The 15166-nt window shown below is 44.6% G+C and carries 16 protein-coding genes; 10 read left to right on the top strand and 6 right to left on the bottom strand.

Annotated elements, in window-relative coordinates; genetic code table 11:
* Window positions 1-406 precede the first annotated feature (406 nt).
* Window positions 407-1378 carry a porin gene (locus N646_RS22855; protein ID WP_005375535.1) on the bottom strand — a complete coding sequence of 324 codons (972 nt, stop codon included), beginning with the start codon at window positions 1376-1378 and terminating at the stop codon, window positions 407-409.
* Window positions 1379-1987: 609 nt separating this feature from the next.
* Here N646_RS22855 and N646_RS22850 point away from each other — a divergent pair.
* The gene (locus N646_RS22850) at window positions 1988-3046 is read left to right on the top strand and encodes a porin (RefSeq protein ID WP_017821605.1); all 1059 of its coding nucleotides are present in this window, start codon (window positions 1988-1990) and stop codon (window positions 3044-3046) included.
* A gap of 221 nt (window positions 3047-3267) precedes the next feature.
* Window positions 3268-3882, top strand: a complete 615-nt coding sequence (locus N646_RS22845; RefSeq protein WP_017635857.1) for a fumarylacetoacetate hydrolase family protein — start codon at window positions 3268-3270, stop codon at window positions 3880-3882.
* Here the strand turns inward: N646_RS22845 and N646_RS22840 are convergent.
* From N646_RS22840 to N646_RS22830, 3 genes are all read right to left on the bottom strand, one after another.
* Window positions 3879-4190 carry an AzlD domain-containing protein gene (locus N646_RS22840; protein ID WP_005385193.1) on the bottom strand — a complete coding sequence of 104 codons (312 nt, stop codon included), beginning with the start codon at window positions 4188-4190 and terminating at the stop codon, window positions 3879-3881. The genes N646_RS22845 and N646_RS22840 overlap by 4 nt on opposite strands.
* Window positions 4190-4900, bottom strand: coding sequence for an AzlC family ABC transporter permease (locus N646_RS22835; RefSeq protein ID WP_005375526.1), 711 nt, complete (start codon window positions 4898-4900; stop codon window positions 4190-4192). Before N646_RS22835 ends, N646_RS22840 begins: the two co-directional genes overlap by 1 nt.
* A gap of 79 nt (window positions 4901-4979) precedes the next feature.
* Complete coding sequence (locus N646_RS22830; RefSeq protein ID WP_017821604.1) at window positions 4980-5807, bottom strand: AraC family transcriptional regulator; 828 nt, start codon at window positions 5805-5807, stop codon at window positions 4980-4982.
* 229 nt (window positions 5808-6036) lie between these two features.
* Here N646_RS22830 and N646_RS22825 point away from each other — a divergent pair, with 229 nt between their 5' ends.
* Together N646_RS22825 and N646_RS22820 are read left to right on the top strand one after the other, a co-directional pair.
* Window positions 6037-6669, top strand: a complete 633-nt coding sequence (locus N646_RS22825; RefSeq protein ID WP_005375522.1) for a LysE family translocator — start codon at window positions 6037-6039, stop codon at window positions 6667-6669.
* Between the two features lie 79 nt (window positions 6670-6748).
* Window positions 6749-7171, top strand: coding sequence for a GNAT family N-acetyltransferase (locus tag N646_RS22820; RefSeq protein WP_005375519.1), 423 nt, complete (start codon window positions 6749-6751; stop codon window positions 7169-7171).
* 98 nt (window positions 7172-7269) lie between these two features.
* Here N646_RS22820 and N646_RS22815 read toward each other — a convergent pair whose 3' ends face one another.
* Window positions 7270-8964: a phospho-sugar mutase gene (locus N646_RS22815; protein ID WP_017821603.1), complete on the bottom strand. Its 1695-nt coding sequence runs from the start codon at window positions 8962-8964 to the stop codon at window positions 7270-7272.
* Window positions 8965-9294: 330 nt separating this feature from the next.
* Between N646_RS22815 and coxB the strand changes: the two genes are divergently transcribed.
* The 4 genes from coxB to N646_RS22795 are packed head-to-tail and all read left to right on the top strand — an operon-like array spanning window position 9295 to window position 13582.
* Window positions 9295-10458: a cytochrome c oxidase subunit II gene (gene coxB / locus N646_RS22810; RefSeq protein WP_017821602.1), complete on the top strand. Its 1164-nt coding sequence runs from the start codon at window positions 9295-9297 to the stop codon at window positions 10456-10458.
* Window positions 10455-12086 (top strand): cytochrome c oxidase subunit I, encoded by a 1632-nt coding sequence (gene ctaD / locus N646_RS22805; RefSeq protein ID WP_017821601.1) that lies wholly within the window; start codon window positions 10455-10457, stop codon window positions 12084-12086. Before coxB ends, ctaD begins: the two co-directional genes overlap by 4 nt.
* A gap of 20 nt (window positions 12087-12106) precedes the next feature.
* Window positions 12107-12646, top strand: coding sequence for a cytochrome c oxidase assembly protein (locus N646_RS22800; RefSeq protein WP_017821600.1), 540 nt, complete (start codon window positions 12107-12109; stop codon window positions 12644-12646).
* A gap of 51 nt (window positions 12647-12697) precedes the next feature.
* Complete coding sequence (locus tag N646_RS22795) at window positions 12698-13582, top strand: cytochrome c oxidase subunit 3 (protein WP_005385214.1); 885 nt, start codon at window positions 12698-12700, stop codon at window positions 13580-13582.
* Window positions 13583-13606: 24 nt separating this feature from the next.
* Here the strand turns inward: N646_RS22795 and N646_RS22790 are convergent, their stop codons facing one another.
* Window positions 13607-13843: a DUF2909 domain-containing protein gene (locus tag N646_RS22790; protein WP_005375504.1), complete on the bottom strand. Its 237-nt coding sequence runs from the start codon at window positions 13841-13843 to the stop codon at window positions 13607-13609.
* Between N646_RS22790 and N646_RS22785 the strand changes: the two genes are divergently transcribed.
* Window positions 13842-14633 carry an SURF1 family protein gene (locus N646_RS22785; RefSeq protein WP_031777208.1) on the top strand — a complete coding sequence of 264 codons (792 nt, stop codon included), beginning with the start codon at window positions 13842-13844 and terminating at the stop codon, window positions 14631-14633. The two genes, N646_RS22790 and N646_RS22785, sit on opposite strands and share 2 nt — an antisense overlap.
* A complete protein-coding gene (locus N646_RS22780; RefSeq protein ID WP_017821599.1) occupies window positions 14623-15159 on the top strand; it encodes a hypothetical protein in 537 nt (178 codons plus the stop codon). The genes N646_RS22785 and N646_RS22780 overlap by 11 nt, the downstream gene beginning before the upstream one ends.
* Window positions 15160-15166 lie beyond the last annotated feature (7 nt).

The following is a 15166-nucleotide window of genomic DNA, read 5'->3' as shown; positions in this document are numbered from 1 at the left end:
GGCGGGATCATACGTCCTATTGTTTTTCGCGCCAATAAAAAAATGCCTCCCAGAGGGAGGCGACATTACCAATTCAAAGGACGTGCCTGTTATAACAGGTACAAAGAACGAGAAGCACAAACGCTGCCATGCATTTGCATAAATAATATTGCAGAACACGTGCCAACTTTTATCTGTTTGATTTTAAATGTTTTTTTTGGTTTTTCTATGTTGTCGATTAGATCAAACGCACTAACTTAGTGAGCAATCGCATTAAAAGAGGGCAGAAGTAGGCGTCGTTACGGTCGTTTTTCATTGCTGAGCGATGCTTCGATAGTGTGAAAACTTATCGAGTTGTGTTGGGTTACATAAAAAATGGCCAGCAAAGGTGCTGGCCAAGTGGACTCGCTCTTAGGACAAGAGTGAATTAGAAATCGTAACGTACGCCTAGGCGCAGTGTATCTTCGCCTTCTGTTACTAGACCTGTTGTTGCATCTTTTGCTTCATCAAGTTGGTTGATGTAGTAAGACAGGTAAGTACGGAAGTTGCTGTTTAGTTTGTAGTAACCAACAAGCTCGATACCTTCAACGGTGTCGTACTTTGAACCGTTGTCTGGATCATTCTCTTGAGCTGTGTATAGAGCTGCAAGCGTCACTTTGCTTGCTACTTTGTAGCTTGCGACTAGCTCGTAAGCCGTAAAGTCTTCAGAGTCAGTCAGGGAACCTTGAGAATAAGTACCTGCTAGGTATAGGTTATCCATCGAGTAAGCGATACCACCTAGAATTTGATCTTCAGAGTTATCTTTATCTACATCGCCACCAGAGTATGCAAGACCAAAGTCGAGGCCCATTGGTAGTGAGTACATTCCAGAGATGCCGTATTTATCTTCGTTATCGCTAGAGTTTGCTTGGTAGGTTGCTTGAAGTTGTAGTGCATCAAACGCACCACGGTATGCGAAAACGCTGTCTTGCTTATCAGAAGACGAATCAATAACTTGCTGAACACCAGAGAATTCAGTGATATCCGTCATGTCAGAGATGATGACGGCAGCCATGTCTTGACGACCTACAGAGAAAGCACCGATATCAGAGTCGACGCCTGCATACATGTAGCGGTTTTTGAATTCACTCTTGCCCGTTTTTTGTTCGGCTTCGTAAACACCGAAAGCAGAAAGGCCGTTGCCGATGTCTGTTTTACCTTTTAGGTTTAGACGAGCACGGCTTTTATCTTCCATGGAACCTTCAACTTCAGCACCGTCTGAACCGATGAAGTCACCACGAAACTCAACGCGGCCGCCAACTTTTAATTCAGTACCGTCGTTTTTGTATACAGTTGCTGCGAATGATGGTGCTGATACCAATGCTGTAAGAATTGCAGTAGTTAGTGCTGCCTTTTTCATTTTCTTATTACCCTAGTTGTAATCGATGGGCTTTCTTGCCCGATGTGTTGATGACGCTAAGGTAAAGGCTGAAAATGAAAGATAGATTTCTGTTAAGTTATGATTTGATTGCACTTTTATTGCTGGAAAGAATAAGTTCCCCTTCTCATACCACTTATAAAAAGAAAGGTTTATCTTTTTTGAGGTTTTTTCCTCTCCGTTAAAGACTGTGTTTTTTTCAAAAAGTTCCTGAATTGCTTCTTGACCCTAAATGTAAGTAAACATTTCAATTTGGCAGGGAAGTTTGGCCTAAAAATAGCGAATCATCAGCTATTTGTGAGCTAACTCTCTCTAAAGCATTTCTTATTGTAAGGTTTTTATTTCTCGATTTCTTAAAGACTAAGTAAACGATTGCTTTTTAGGTTTTGTCTGAGATCTTTTCACTCGGTTGTCAGGAACTAATCAAATAAAGTGTCGGCAGTTGTTACACAAAGGTAAAAGTAATCTGGTGGAAACGATGCCTCGGATAGCCTTTGTATTCCTCTCTTTGTTCATCATTTCGTTTTTACGAAAGTGAACCAAAGCCGGGTCTAAAACTGACTAACCAACTAATAAGTAATGGATTTAGAAATGAATAAAAAATTATTAGCAGCGGCAATCGCGGCAGCAACCTTCGGTACTCAAGCAGTTGCAGTGGAACTATATAATAACGATGGCACAACATTTTCGATGGGCGGCCACGTTTCTGTTAATTTAAATGGATCAGAGCAAGGTGACACGGATGTGGGTACTAACTCTCCTCGTATCAATATCTCTGCGACACAGGATTTGGGTAATGGCTTCACCGCAGACGCACGTGGTGAATGGGCGCTAAACTACTTAGACGGTGGTGAAGAGTCGTTTAAAACCCGTCTAGGTTACTTAGGTATAACACATGAGGTTTATGGTCGTGCAGTAGGTGGTACGCAATGGTCACCTTACTACGATGTCGCAGGTATTGCAGATATGCCAATCGCGTTTGCCAACGACTTCATCTATGACGATCATGGAAACCTTGGCACTGGCCGTGCGGATAAAATGCTTTCTTACCGTAATGCCATCGAGCTGGGTGAAGCGGGTGTGATCAACTTTGGTCTTGGTTGGCAGGGTGCAAACGATGATTACACGCGCAACGATGCTGGAGTTATAACTGGCGGTGCTAAATACGATGACCGTGTGCAAGCTGCGCTTTCTTACTCAATCATGGGCGCTAAAATCGGTTACTCTTACAATGGCGGTGATTTCCAGCACCCTGCATATGCAGGTAAGCACACGGCGGAATCACACGTTGTATCAGCATCTTACGGTGCGTACGGCCAAGGCCTATTCCTTGCTGCAGTTTATGGTTCAAACGAAAACATGAACTTCAGTGCAAAAGGTGACCGTTTAGAAGAAAGTGATGCGTACGAGGCGATCATCGCATACGCTCTGGCGAACAGCCTAAACTTGAGTGTTAACTATGAGATGGTGGAAGGTAAAGAGTTTAAGAACTCTAAAACAGAAACTGCTCGTGAAGAAATGGCACTACAAGCAGAATACAACTTCACGCCTAAATTTGTTGGTTACGCGGGTTACCAGTTTGACCTAAATGACGACAATGGTCGTGAAACTGATGACAAATGGGCGTTAGGTGCTCGTTACTACCTATAATAGGGTTTAGCGAGAACTATTATTCAAGCTCATTGATCTAAAGCCAGCCTCGTGCTGGCTTTTTTGTCTATTTGTTTTACAAATACTTTGCTGTTTCAATTAGATGATACAAAACTCAAAACGGGGTGAATGTCTTATTTTTTACACTAGAGGTTGCTATTTAGTGTCGTTAAGTCAATAGGTTAGATTATGATGGGATTTTTGTTTTGCAGGGAAGAATGATGAGTGTTATTCAAGTTGAAGAAAAGAAAGTAGAAGTGGGTAAAGTGCTTTGTGTTGGACGAAATTACGTTGAACACATTCATGAGCTTAATAATGCAATGCCTGAGCAAATGGTTGTATTTAATAAACCCGCAACTTCCGTATCAACAACTCTGCGTTCATTCCATCAAGAGCCCCTTCATTATGAGGCTGAAATCTGCTTTTTGATCAAGGATGGACGTTATTCAGCGGTTGGTTTGGGATTGGATCTGACCAAGCGTGGTTTGCAATCCTCGCTTAAAAATCAGGGGTTGCCGTGGGAGCGAGCTAAGGCATTTGATGGCTCTGCTGTGTTTAGTCGGTTTGTCTCTTTGGATAACATTGATATCAATGATCTTAACCTTGAGCTCTTAATCAACTGTGTTCGTGTACAAAAAGGTCACGTTAACCAAATGCTCTATCCGCCGCTAACTATCCTGGATGAATTAACCAGTTACACAACACTTCAAGATGGCGATGTAGTGATGACTGGTACACCAAAGGGCGTTGGTGAGGTACATGAAGGTGACATCTTCCTTGGTCGATTAAAGTGTGGCGATGTCACCTTGTTGGAGATTGAGTGGTTGGCGGATTAAAGCCAAATTCGTAGAACGAGAAATACCACCATACTGATAACCGTCGTTAAAAGAACATTTTTAGTAAAATACGCGATTAAAGCAGCCAGTACGGCAGCCAGTAAAAATGGGTTTTGCACATTGACGCTGAGCTCCCCATCGGGAATGAAAACGATCGGTGCCCAGATCGCAGTCAGTACTGCGGGGCTAGCGTAATTGAGTACTTTTTGAGTGCGCGTCCCTAATCGCAATGGTAGCTTGGGTTCTAAAAACAAGTAGCGGCTGGTGAAAACAAGTACCGTCATCAGCAAAATAGCCAACATGATCATTAGCGTTTCTCCTTTACTTGTTCCACAAAGTAACCAGTAAGCATGGCTAAAATGCTCGAAATCATCAAACTTCCCTCAATTTGATAATAGGTTAGGGCAACTGAGCTCACCAAAGCCACAATAACACTCGCGAGCACCGCTGCATTTTTAATGGTGGGTACTACTATCGCGATAAAAGTAGCGGCTACAGCAAATTCCAAACCCATTTCGTTCAGTTCAGGGATTAGACTTCCCGCAATAATGCCCGTCAATGTCGCGACATTCCAAAACAGGTAAAAACTCAGACCAGCCCCAAGTGCATACCAGCGATTAAATTGTTTATCGGAATGGTGGCCTACAATCGCAAACAGCTCGTCAGTAAGTAAGAAGCCGAGTGATAATCGCCATTTTAGAGGGAGCGGTGCAATTTTACTGCGCATCGATACACTGTAGAGGAAGTGTCGAGAGGTGATAAAAAACGTTGTCAGTAACATGGTCACTAGACCTGCTCCCGTTTTAATCATACCCATCGCGACGAGCTGTGCAGAACCTGCGAACAGAATGGCGGATAGTGCTTGTCCTTCCAAAGGGTGAAGCCCAGTATCAATTGCGAATGAGCCTGCGAGTAAGCCCCAAGGGAGCACTGCGATACTCAGAGGCATCATCGCAAGTGTACCTTGCCAAAATAGCGTGGCTTTTGATTCTTTTTGTAACGGCAAAGTGTGGTCCATAGTTTCTTCTTATTTATTCCTAAATCAGATTACCAAGATAGCTCGGTAGTCGCATAACGCCTTGTACAATATTGCTGCTTTAGCTGTGACGGACGTATTGGCCGGGAGTGACGCCCATGGCTTTTTTAAAGTGTCGATGCAGATGGCTTTGATCATGGAAGCCGCATTCTTGTGCCACGTCTGAAATTTTTTGTCCCATTTTTAGTAGCTTCTTCGCCATACGTAAACGTTGCTGAATTTGATAGGCATGAGGCGGAAAGCCAAATTGCTTTTGAAACTCTCTCAGCAGATGAAAAGGGCTTAATCCAGACAGTTTGGCGAGTTCTTCTAGTGAGACGTCCGTTTGTGGAAAGTCTTCCAAAAATTCTCTGACTAGCTGCACTTGTCGCTGAGCTCTGGTTGACTCTTTCAGTGGTGCCCGATGAGTGCTGTGTTTACTGGCTAGCTTGATCAACGTGCCGTAAACCAAAGTTTCTCTCAATAAACGGTTGTCTGATTGTTCTAGTGTTTCAAATACCAATCGTAACTGACTAGCCAGCTCAGGATCGTAAACCACAGGTTGAGGGAAATAGGGCAGAGCTACATTTGGTGAACCAAGCTCTTGTCCTAAAGTTTGAAACTGCTGAGGTACAGGGTACATTGCTTTGTATTCCCAACCGCCTTCCGAGGCTGAATGCCCGTTGTGTACTTCATCTGCATTAACAAGGATGATGCTGTCCTGTGGCGCGATATGATTCCCGCCCGTCCTAAAAAATTGTTGTGCCCCTTTTTCGATGACACCAATAGTGTAACCTTCGTGGCTATGGCGTGAAAAATTCTGCTTCTCATACTTTGCATCGAGAAGTTCTAAACCGCCGAGCTCTTGAGCTATCTTGAAGGTAGCGATTTCCTTATTCTTTTCTTTCATCTTTATCCGGTCTGCTCAAGAAAATCATTTTAGAAGTGTAACGGATCCATCGTGCTTATTTTTGTACAAAATTGCTATTCGATTTTGATAAACAGGCGAATTGATTGCTACTTTTCAACTGGGCAAACTATGATTTTTATTTTTTGACTTATCTTGGCTATTTTGGGCTGGATGATGTTATTTTGTTGGTATAACATTCGCCGCCTTGTTGTAGAAAAGCGGTTCCATCATGATTGATTTATCTGTACTTCCTGTTTATCTCACCGCAGTAGTGGCTTTGTTGCTGTTACCAGGGCCCGATATGTTGCTGATAGCGAGCTCTAGTATGAGTTACGGTAAGAAGGTCGGTCTTTTTGCTAGCTTAGGCAATGCGACGTCTGGTGTTATTCTTACTTTGCTTGCTGCGATGGGAGTATCTACCCTGATTGCCATGAGCCCAATAGCCCTTAAAGTCCTTCATCTACTAGGTGGCGCTTACTTGTTAAAAATGGGTTGGGACTGCTTACGAGCTGAGGCATCTTCGGCTCCAGAGCTTGATGGTCAAAACAAAATGGCATCAACTTATTATCAACGTGCTTTGATGAGTAATTTGCTCAACCCTAAAGCCTTGGTCTTTTTTGTAATGTTTTTGCCGCAGTTTGTCTCAAGCAATATCACGGCATCTTCCGGTGAGCAGATGCTAGCGCTAGGGTTATTGTTGAACGTTCTTGGCTTGTCATTCAATTTATTACTTGTTGGGTTAGCAGGCACATTGGGCAAAGGGCTGCTCGAGAACGAAAAATTCCGCACGTATCAACATAAACTAATGGGGTTAGTGTTTGTTATTCTGGCGTTGTGGATGCTGAGTAGTTTCGCCTTGTAAAGTTATCATATTCCATCAGAAAGCCAGCAATTGCTGGCTTTTTGTTTTAGGATATTGGTGTTTCCTAAGGAGAGGATATATGAAGCTTGAATTTTGTTTAAATCCAGATCAAACAGACCTTGATTTTGTTCGTGAAGGTATTCGATCTTATAACCGACTGCATTTACCTGAAGGGGAAGTGCATGCTGTAGGCTGTTTCGCAAAAGATGAGAATGGCAAGATCATGGGTGGCTTGACTGGCGAAATGTTTAAAAATACGGTGTTTGTGGAGTTTTTGTGGGTAGACGCTGAAAGTCGAACCTCTGGTCTCGGTAGTCAATTAATGTCGATGCTAGAACAAAAAGTAAAGCCTCATGGGGTTACCCATGTTTATTTGGATACCTACAGCTTTCAAGCTCTTGAGTTCTATCTCAAATTGGGTTTTGAGAAAGTGGGGCAGTACTCAGGCTATCCTGCAGAGGGCATCCACAAGTACTTTCTACAAAAGGAAATTGTAGGCTAGGGAAAGCACGGGTTAGCTTGACTTGTTCTAGTGAAAATCAAAAAAGAGGCGCGAATTTGCGCCTCTTGTTGTATCAAATATCTATGTTTCTCTTTGACTTACAAACTTTGCTGGTGCGCGTCGATAAGTTCGTTCATCTTCGCTTCTGCTGCTTGCTGTGCTTGCTCATAGCTCATATCCGCAGGGAAGAGGTTGATGACTTCGTAGTAACATTTTAGTTTTGGCTCAGTACCAGAAGGACGAACAATCACGCGTGATTGATCTTCTAGGTGATAAATCAATACGTCACTTGCCGGTAAGTCAATGGATTCTTCAGAGCCGTCGTCAAACATGCGAACCGATGTTTTTAGATCTTCGGTTACTGCAACTTTTTTACCAGCAATCTCTGTTGGTGGATTTGCTCGGAGTTTGTCGCCGATTGGTGGAGAGTTCGGGTCGAGAGCGATGCTGCGTTGTGCGTTGAAGTAGAAACCGTGCTCGCGGTACAGCTCTTCCAGTTTATCCCACAGTGTTTTGCCTTGCGCTTTAAGCTTGCCTGTTAGCTGTGAAAACGCGACGATTGCAGATAAACCATCTTTATCCCACACCTTGTTACCCACGGTATAACCGAGCGCTTCCTCATAAGCAAACAAGAATGGGTTGGTTTCTGTCTCTTGTTCCATGGCAACGTTAGTAAGCCATTTAAAGCCAGTTAATGTTTGATAGTATTGTGCGCCATGCGCCTTAGCGATGCTGCTCAGCATTCTTGAGGATACGATGGTGTTGCCAACCAAAGCGTTAGGTTGCTGTTCCAACAAGTAATCGCCAAACAGTGAGCCCACCTGATCACCCGTTAGCATTTGATACTCGCCATCTGGGCGTTTAACTGCCACGGCAAAACGGTCCGCATCTGGATCGTTAGCGCAAGCGATATCGGCATCTACGGACTTACCTAACGCCATCACCATATCCATTGCACCGGCTTCTTCAGGGTTTGGGAAGTTGACGGTTGGGAAGCTTCCATCAGGTTCGCGCTGTTCCTTAACACTTGCCACTTTTTGGAAGCCTGCGTCGGCAAGTAGCGTTTCCGCCATATTCGCGCCAACGCCATGCATCGCAGTGTAAGCGATAGAAATATCGGTGTTGTTGTCAGGAGTAAGCAGCGCGTTTTCATTCATTGTCTTACGGTAAGTTTGGTAGTAGTCGTCTTCCAACCAAACTAACAAACCGTGCTGTTTTGCATCATCGAGAGACATTAAAGGTAATGGCTTCGTTGTTGCGTCATCAATTTTCGCTGCGATTCCAGAGTCGTGCGGAGGAATAATCTGTGCGCCATTCTCCCAATATACTTTAAAGCCATTGTATTCTGGTGGATTGTGACTGGCAGTAACAACAACAGCGGCCGCCGCATTCAATGTACGGACACCAAACGCGACAATTGGGGTTGCTGCAACGTCATACGTTAGGTAAACCTTGATACCAAGGGCCGTCAGTACGGATGCGGTATCATGCGCGAATTGTTTTGAATCGGGACGACCGTCGTAGCCAATAACGACACCACGACTCGCGGCATCTTTGACTTGCTCAAGCAAATAGTGCCCTAAACCAGTGGCGGTCTCTTGAATCACCAAGCGGTTCATTCGGTTTGGACCTGCGCCCACTTTGCCACGTAAGCCTGCAGTACCAAAGGCAAGGCGTGAGCCAAAGCGATCAGTAAGTTCTTGTTCATTGTTCGTATCGACGAGGTGTTGTAGCTCTTCACGAGTCTTAGGATCAGGGTCTCGTTCTAGCCATTGCGTAATTAGTGCTGTCATATCAGTCATTCCTTAGTAGGGGGAGCCTACTTTCTTGGACACTTCGTTTGGTAAGTATCTCAATGTTTTCTTTTAAATCAATGTAAATGGTTCTCAATTACATTTCAAAGAGGGCAATCGATAAACCGAATTAATTTTTCTTATCCGAACAAAATTTAATCATATTTAATTTCTTGAAGAACCTTGGAACTATAACTAGCCTTTTAACATAAATATAACAAACCGTGTCGAAATCGTAGTTTTTGTGATTTTTCGTAAAGTTGTTCGATATTTGCATCGGGACGCAAGGAAGCTCGCGTAGGCGTAGCGGCTGAGCAGAGGAGAGATCTTTTGAAAAGATTAACGACTACTCTAGCCTTATCACTGAATGTGATTTTAATCACATTTTCCTCTTTTGGTTGGTCAAAGGAAAATGACTACAACATGACAAAAGGGGTCACAGAGATAAGTGGGCAAGTGTATGAATTACATATGCTGATTTTCTATATCTGCTGTGTAATTGCTTTGATTGTTTTTGGTGTGATGTTCTATTCCATCTTCCGTCATCGCAAGTCAAAAGGAGCAGTTGCCGCACATTTCCATGAAAGTACAAAAGTGGAAATTATTTGGACGGTCATACCCATCATCATTCTTGTCGCTATGGCGATTCCCGCAACGAAAACTTTAGTCGCAATGGAAGACACAAGCCAATCGGATATCACGGTCAAGATCACAGGCTCGCAATGGAAATGGCATTACAGCTATTTTGGCGAAGATGTTGAGTTTTTTAGTTTGCTTGCCACCAGCCAAAAACAAATTGATGGAATCGAAGCTAAAGGCGCACATTACTTACTGGAAGTAGACAACCCTTTGGTGTTGCCTGTGAATCGCAAAGTGCGTTTTTTGATGACTTCTGATGATGTCATTCACTCTTGGTGGGTACCGGACTTTGCCGTCAAGAAAGACACCATTCCAGGTTTTATTAATGAAGCATGGACAAGAATTGATGAGCCAGGCGTATATCGCGGCCAATGTGCGGAGCTATGTGGTCGTGCACACGGATTTATGCCAGTGGTGGTGCATGCGATGGAAGAAGAAAAGTTCGATGAATGGCTAGCGAGTAAGAAGCAAGAACTCGCACTTCAAAAAGCGGCGGCACAAGAAGCGCTCTCTCAAGACTTATCTATGGACGAATTGATGTCGCAAGGCGAATCGATATACACGGCGCGTTGCGCTGTGTGTCATCAGGCAAATGGTGAGGGGATTCCGGGTGCATTTCCCGCGATTAAAGGCAGTCCTATTGCAACCGGAGATGTTACAGAGCACATAGATATTATTGTCAACGGTCGCCCGGGCACCGCAATGCAGGCTTTTTCTAATCAGTTAAGTGACAAAGAAATTGGCGCGGTTATCACATATCAACGAAATGCATGGGGCAACGATACTGGCGATACAGTGCAAGCATCCGATGTGAATGCCTTTAAGGCACAAGGCAGTGCTAAGGAGGAAATATGAGTAAGCCAATAGATAAGGCAGTGAAGTCTGCGCCAGCAGAAGCCAGTGCGAACAGTACCATTGCGATCGATGATGGTCACGAGCATCATGCACCCCAGGGCATCACTCGTTGGTTGTATTCTACAAGCCATAAAGACATAGGCACCCTCTACCTTTGGTTTAGCTTTGCGATGTTTCTAACAGGTGGTGCGATGGCAATGATCATTCGTGCCGAACTGTTCCAGCCAGGGCTACAGCTAGTCGATCCGCAGTTTTTTAATCAAATGACCACGGTACACGGTTTAGTGATGGTATTTGGTGCGGTGATGCCAGCATTTACGGGTCTTGCTAACTGGATGATCCCGATGATGATCGGCGCTCCTGATATGGCGCTGCCGCGCATGAACAACTTGAGCTTTTGGATCTTACCTTTTGCATTTCTTATTTTGTTGAGCTCGTTGTTTTTACCTGGCGGCGGTCCTGATTTTGGTTGGACGTTTTATGCTCCGCTGTCCACGACTTATGGACCAGATAGCACTGCGCTGTTTGTATTCTCTGTGCATATCATGGGTATCAGCTCCATTATGGGCGCGATCAACGTTATCGTGACGATCGTAAATATGCGAGCTCCGGGAATGACTTGGTTCAAGTTACCAATGTTTGTTTGGACTTGGTTAATTACCGCTTTCTTGTTGATCGCGGTTATGCCGGTACTAGCGGGTGCAGTGACCATGGTTCTTACTGACAAATATTTCGGGACTAGCTTCTTTGACGCAGCTGGTGGTGGTGACCCGGTAATGTTCCAACACATCTTTTGGTTCTTTGGTCACCCAGAAGTGTACATCATGATTTTACCGTCGTTTGGAATCATTTCCGCCATTCTGCCTGCTTTCAGTGGTAAGAAGCTGTTTGGTTATCATTCGATGGTTTACGCGACGTGCAGCATTGCATTGTTATCTTTCCTTGTGTGGGCGCACCACATGTTTACCACGGGGATGCCAGTTTTTGCTGAGCTCTTCTTCATGTATTGCACTATGCTGATTGCGGTACCAACGGGGGTTAAAGTCTTTAACTGGGTTGCCACCATGTGGCGTGGAGCTCTGACATTTGAAACGCCAATGTTGTTTGCCATTGCCTTTATTGTGCTTTTTACTATTGGTGGCTTCTCGGGACTGATGTTGGCGATTGTGCCGGCGGACTTCCAATATCATGACACTTACTTCGTAGTTGCCCATTTCCATTATGTGTTGGTATCTGGTGCGGTATTCTCGATCATGGCAGCGGCATACTACTGGCTACCTAAGTGGACGGGTAATATGTACGACCACAAGCTGAGTTTATGGCATTTCTGGTGCTCAATTATTTCCGTCAATGTCCTGTTTTTCCCAATGCACTTCCTAGGCTTAGCGGGCATGCCAAGACGCATACCGGATTACGCCATTCAGTTTGCTGATGTTAATCAAATAGTATCAATTGGTGGGTTTGCATTTGGGTTGTCACAACTGATCTTCTTATGGTTGGTGATCAAGTGTATTCGTGGCGGGGAAAAGGCTTCTGCAAAACCGTGGGAACGTGCGGAGGGCTTAGAGTGGACAGTGCCAAGCCCTGCGCCACATCATACGTTTACTACACCGCCTGAGATTGACTAGCAAAGAGTGGGGTGAGTGACATGAAACCGAATCCATCAAACAAGAAGCTCACAGTGAAGTTACTTTTGGCGACCCTGTTAATGTTTGGCTTCGGCTATGCACTGGTCCCACTTTATGACGTGATGTGCGACGCATTGGGAATCAATGGAAAGACAAGTGAAGTGGCCGCTATTCAACCGACAGGTATGCAGCCGGACATGAGCCGAACTATTCGCGTGGAGTTTATGGCGCATGTAAGCCCAGATATGCCTTGGGAGTTTAGACCCAAAGTGATTTCGATGGATGTTCACCCAGGTGAAGTTGTGCAAACTGAATACCTTGCATTTAATGAAAGCGGGCAGAAGTTGGTGGGGCAAGCCGTTCCTTCTGTTTCTCCCGGGACTGGAGCTGCTTACTTCAATAAGATTGAGTGTTTTTGTTTTAACCAGCAGCCTCTGGATGGTAAACAGCAAGCTCAAATGCCGTTGATTTTTTATATCGAACCGGACTTGCCTGAGTCTATACACACGTTAACGCTGTCTTACACACTCTATAAACTTCCCCCTCCTACAGGCTCTTAGCCACTCAGGGAGAGAGATACAGACCAAGGTTGGTCAGTAAGGAGAGAAATTATGAGTAACAAGCCAGGAACATATTATGTTCCCGCTCAAAGTAGCTGGCCGATCATCGGTGCATTTGCTCTGTTTTTGGTTGCTGTTGGCGCGGGCATGACCGTCCAGGGGACACAAAGTGACGGTGCAGTGGGAACCATTGGTGGCATTGTGCTAGCGGTGGGCTTCTTGTTCTTGCTTTACATGTTGGCTGGTTGGTTTAGTAATGTGATTACTGAATCACTGAGTGGAAAATACAGCTCGCAAATTACTCGTTCTTTTCGCCAAGGAATGAGCTGGTTTATCTTTTCTGAAGTGATGTTTTTTGGTGCCTTTTTTGGTGCCTTGTTCTACGCCAGAATGATTTCTGTGCCTTGGTTAGGTGGGGCAGATAATAACTTCATGACTAACGAAGTCCTGTGGCCAACCTTCGAAGCGATGTGGCCACTCACACTGACACCGGGAGGAGAAACAACACAAGCTATGCCGTGGCAGGGCATACCCCTTACCAATACTATCTTGCTGCTATTGTCGTCTATTACGCTACATATGGCGCATATAAGCCTTGAACAAGACAAAAGAACGGCACTGATTGTTTGGTTAGAGATAACCATCGTACTTGCTGGCTTTTTTCTATATTACCAAGCGGTTGAGTATGTTCATGCTTATCAAGACATAGGGCTCACGTTGCAGTCCGGTATTTACGGTAACACGTTCTTCATGTTGACGGGGTTCCACGGTTTACACGTTTGTCTTGGGACTATCTTCTTGATCGTGCTGCTGTTCAGAATCGCTAAAGATCACTTTTCGCCAAAGAACCATTTTGCCTTTCAAGCCGGCAGCTGGTATTGGCATTTCGTGGATGTGGTTTGGTTATGTCTGTTTGTGTTTGTTTACGTACTTTAGGCGCAGTGTGAACTCTTGGTTCGACTAATAAGGGCGAGGGTTTGGTGCTAGCCAACCCGAGCTGAGCGCAATAAGCAAAAGGACGACCACCAAAGCTGAGAACATGACTCGACGGCCTAAGTAATGACTCATGGGTTTGTCTCTTTTTTCAGGATTATCTGGGTCTTCACGAACCATTTCGATAAGCGCTTTTGCGAGGTTGAAGATAATGAAAAGCAGCAAAAGGACAAGCGTCAGTTTGAATAGAAATACGGTGGACATGGCACCTCCGGTTTCATCATTGTTGTTATCAAGACAATTATGGCTATCGAAACGGTTTTGGGTTGCAGTTGGTTTAACTGTGGTTGTGTTTTCTCTTTTGGTCAAACTGGGTTTTTGGCAGTTTGAGAGAGGGCAAGAAAAACAAGCATTGGAACAAGCCATTCTCGCGCGTGCGGATAGTGCGTACCAAGCACTAAGCGTCGTTCTTGAAGACAACGACTGGCGAGAGGAAAGTATCCTCGGGAAAAAAGTGGAAGTTAATGTTGTTCCTCAGGCGTTTCCCGTAATTTTGTTAGACAACCAAACGCATCAAGGCAGTGTGGGATATTTAGCATTTCAGATTGTATTGACGAGCGATGAGCCTAGTACCTATGCGTTATTGGAGCTTGGTTTTGTCGAGGGAAGAGCAGATCGCTCAATGTTACCAACGGTCACCAAACTCGATAATTCGATTTTCATCACAGGACGCCTGTACCGAAAATCTACTAATCCACTGAGCTCAGAGTTAATGCCGGAAGTTGGCGATGTTATTCGCGTGCAAAACCTAAACATCGCGCAATTGAATCAGCTACTGAATATTGAACTTATGCCCGCAGTCTTGCAGCCAGACAATTTAACTCGTTGGCCCTATGACTTTCCTTGGAATCCATTACCACTCAATAGTGCCAAACATTTTGGCTATTCGATTCAATGGTTTTCGATGGCAGGTGTTTTCTTAATACTGACTTTAATTGTTTTTGTTCGTTGGCAAAAAAAGTTGCGTCACATGGAGGTGAAGCATGACATCTAAAGTAACCAAAGGACGACTAATGTTGATTGCGCTGGTTTGTACGTTCGCGCTTCCCGCTGTCATTGCAAAAGTCATTCTCACACAAGGGTGGTATCAAAGCGGAGTGACCAATAGAGGCGAGTTAGTCGAACCATACACGACGTTAGAGCAGCTTGGTCAAGAGTCACCTCTCAAAGACCATGGTTGGCAACTCGCTTATGTATTGCCTAACGAATGCACTGAACAGTGTAAACAGCAGCTTTACCTGCTTCAGCAAAGTCATGTTGCTTTAGGTAAGTATCAAGAGCGAGTAGTGCCAGTCGTTTGGCAGACTGAGCATTCAGATCCCATGGAAGTATCGATGTTAGCGATGCAAATGAATGAATTGGTTACCTCTAAAGTGAAACCTGGGCAAATGTTGATCGTTGATCCTCTTGGGCAGCTGGTGATGTCTTACTCGCCGAAACCAAATGAGGACTTAGTCCTATTGAATAAAGGTATGTTGGCGGACTTACGCAAGCTCTTAAAACTGTCACGAGTCGGTTAGAGGAAGT

The sequence above is a fragment of the Vibrio alginolyticus NBRC 15630 = ATCC 17749 genome (assembly GCF_000354175.2).
Taxonomy (GTDB): Bacteria; Pseudomonadota; Gammaproteobacteria; order Enterobacterales; family Vibrionaceae; genus Vibrio; species Vibrio alginolyticus.
The sequence above is the reverse complement of the archived record's forward strand: the minus strand, read 5'-3'. Positions and strand labels throughout refer to the sequence as shown.

Bases quoted from the DNA above. Each gene is read 5' to 3' on its own strand.
- N646_RS22855 (WP_005375535.1), bottom strand. From the start codon at position 1,378: ATGAAAAAGGCAGCACTAACTACTGCAATTCTTACAGCATTGGTATCA.
- N646_RS22850 (WP_017821605.1), top strand. From the start codon at position 1,988: ATGAATAAAAAATTATTAGCAGCGGCAATCGCGGCAGCAACCTTCGGT.
- N646_RS22845 (WP_017635857.1), top strand. From the start codon at position 3,268: ATGAGTGTTATTCAAGTTGAAGAAAAGAAAGTAGAAGTGGGTAAAGTG.
- N646_RS22840 (WP_005385193.1), bottom strand. From the start codon at position 4,190: ATGATCATGTTGGCTATTTTGCTGATGACGGTACTTGTTTTCACCAGC.
- N646_RS22835 (WP_005375526.1), bottom strand. From the start codon at position 4,900: ATGGACCACACTTTGCCGTTACAAAAAGAATCAAAAGCCACGCTATTT.
- N646_RS22830 (WP_017821604.1), bottom strand. From the start codon at position 5,807: ATGAAAGAAAAGAATAAGGAAATCGCTACCTTCAAGATAGCTCAAGAG.
- N646_RS22825 (WP_005375522.1), top strand. From the start codon at position 6,037: ATGATTGATTTATCTGTACTTCCTGTTTATCTCACCGCAGTAGTGGCT.
- N646_RS22820 (WP_005375519.1), top strand. From the start codon at position 6,749: ATGAAGCTTGAATTTTGTTTAAATCCAGATCAAACAGACCTTGATTTT.
- N646_RS22815 (WP_017821603.1), bottom strand. From the start codon at position 8,964: ATGACAGCACTAATTACGCAATGGCTAGAACGAGACCCTGATCCTAAG.
- ctaD (WP_017821601.1), top strand. From the start codon at position 10,455: ATGAGTAAGCCAATAGATAAGGCAGTGAAGTCTGCGCCAGCAGAAGCC.
- N646_RS22800 (WP_017821600.1), top strand. From the start codon at position 12,107: ATGAAACCGAATCCATCAAACAAGAAGCTCACAGTGAAGTTACTTTTG.
- N646_RS22795 (WP_005385214.1), top strand. From the start codon at position 12,698: ATGAGTAACAAGCCAGGAACATATTATGTTCCCGCTCAAAGTAGCTGG.
- N646_RS22785 (WP_031777208.1), top strand. From the start codon at position 13,842: ATGGCACCTCCGGTTTCATCATTGTTGTTATCAAGACAATTATGGCTA.
- N646_RS22790 (WP_005375504.1), bottom strand. From the start codon at position 13,843: ATGTCCACCGTATTTCTATTCAAACTGACGCTTGTCCTTTTGCTGCTT.
- N646_RS22780 (WP_017821599.1), top strand. From the start codon at position 14,623: ATGACATCTAAAGTAACCAAAGGACGACTAATGTTGATTGCGCTGGTT.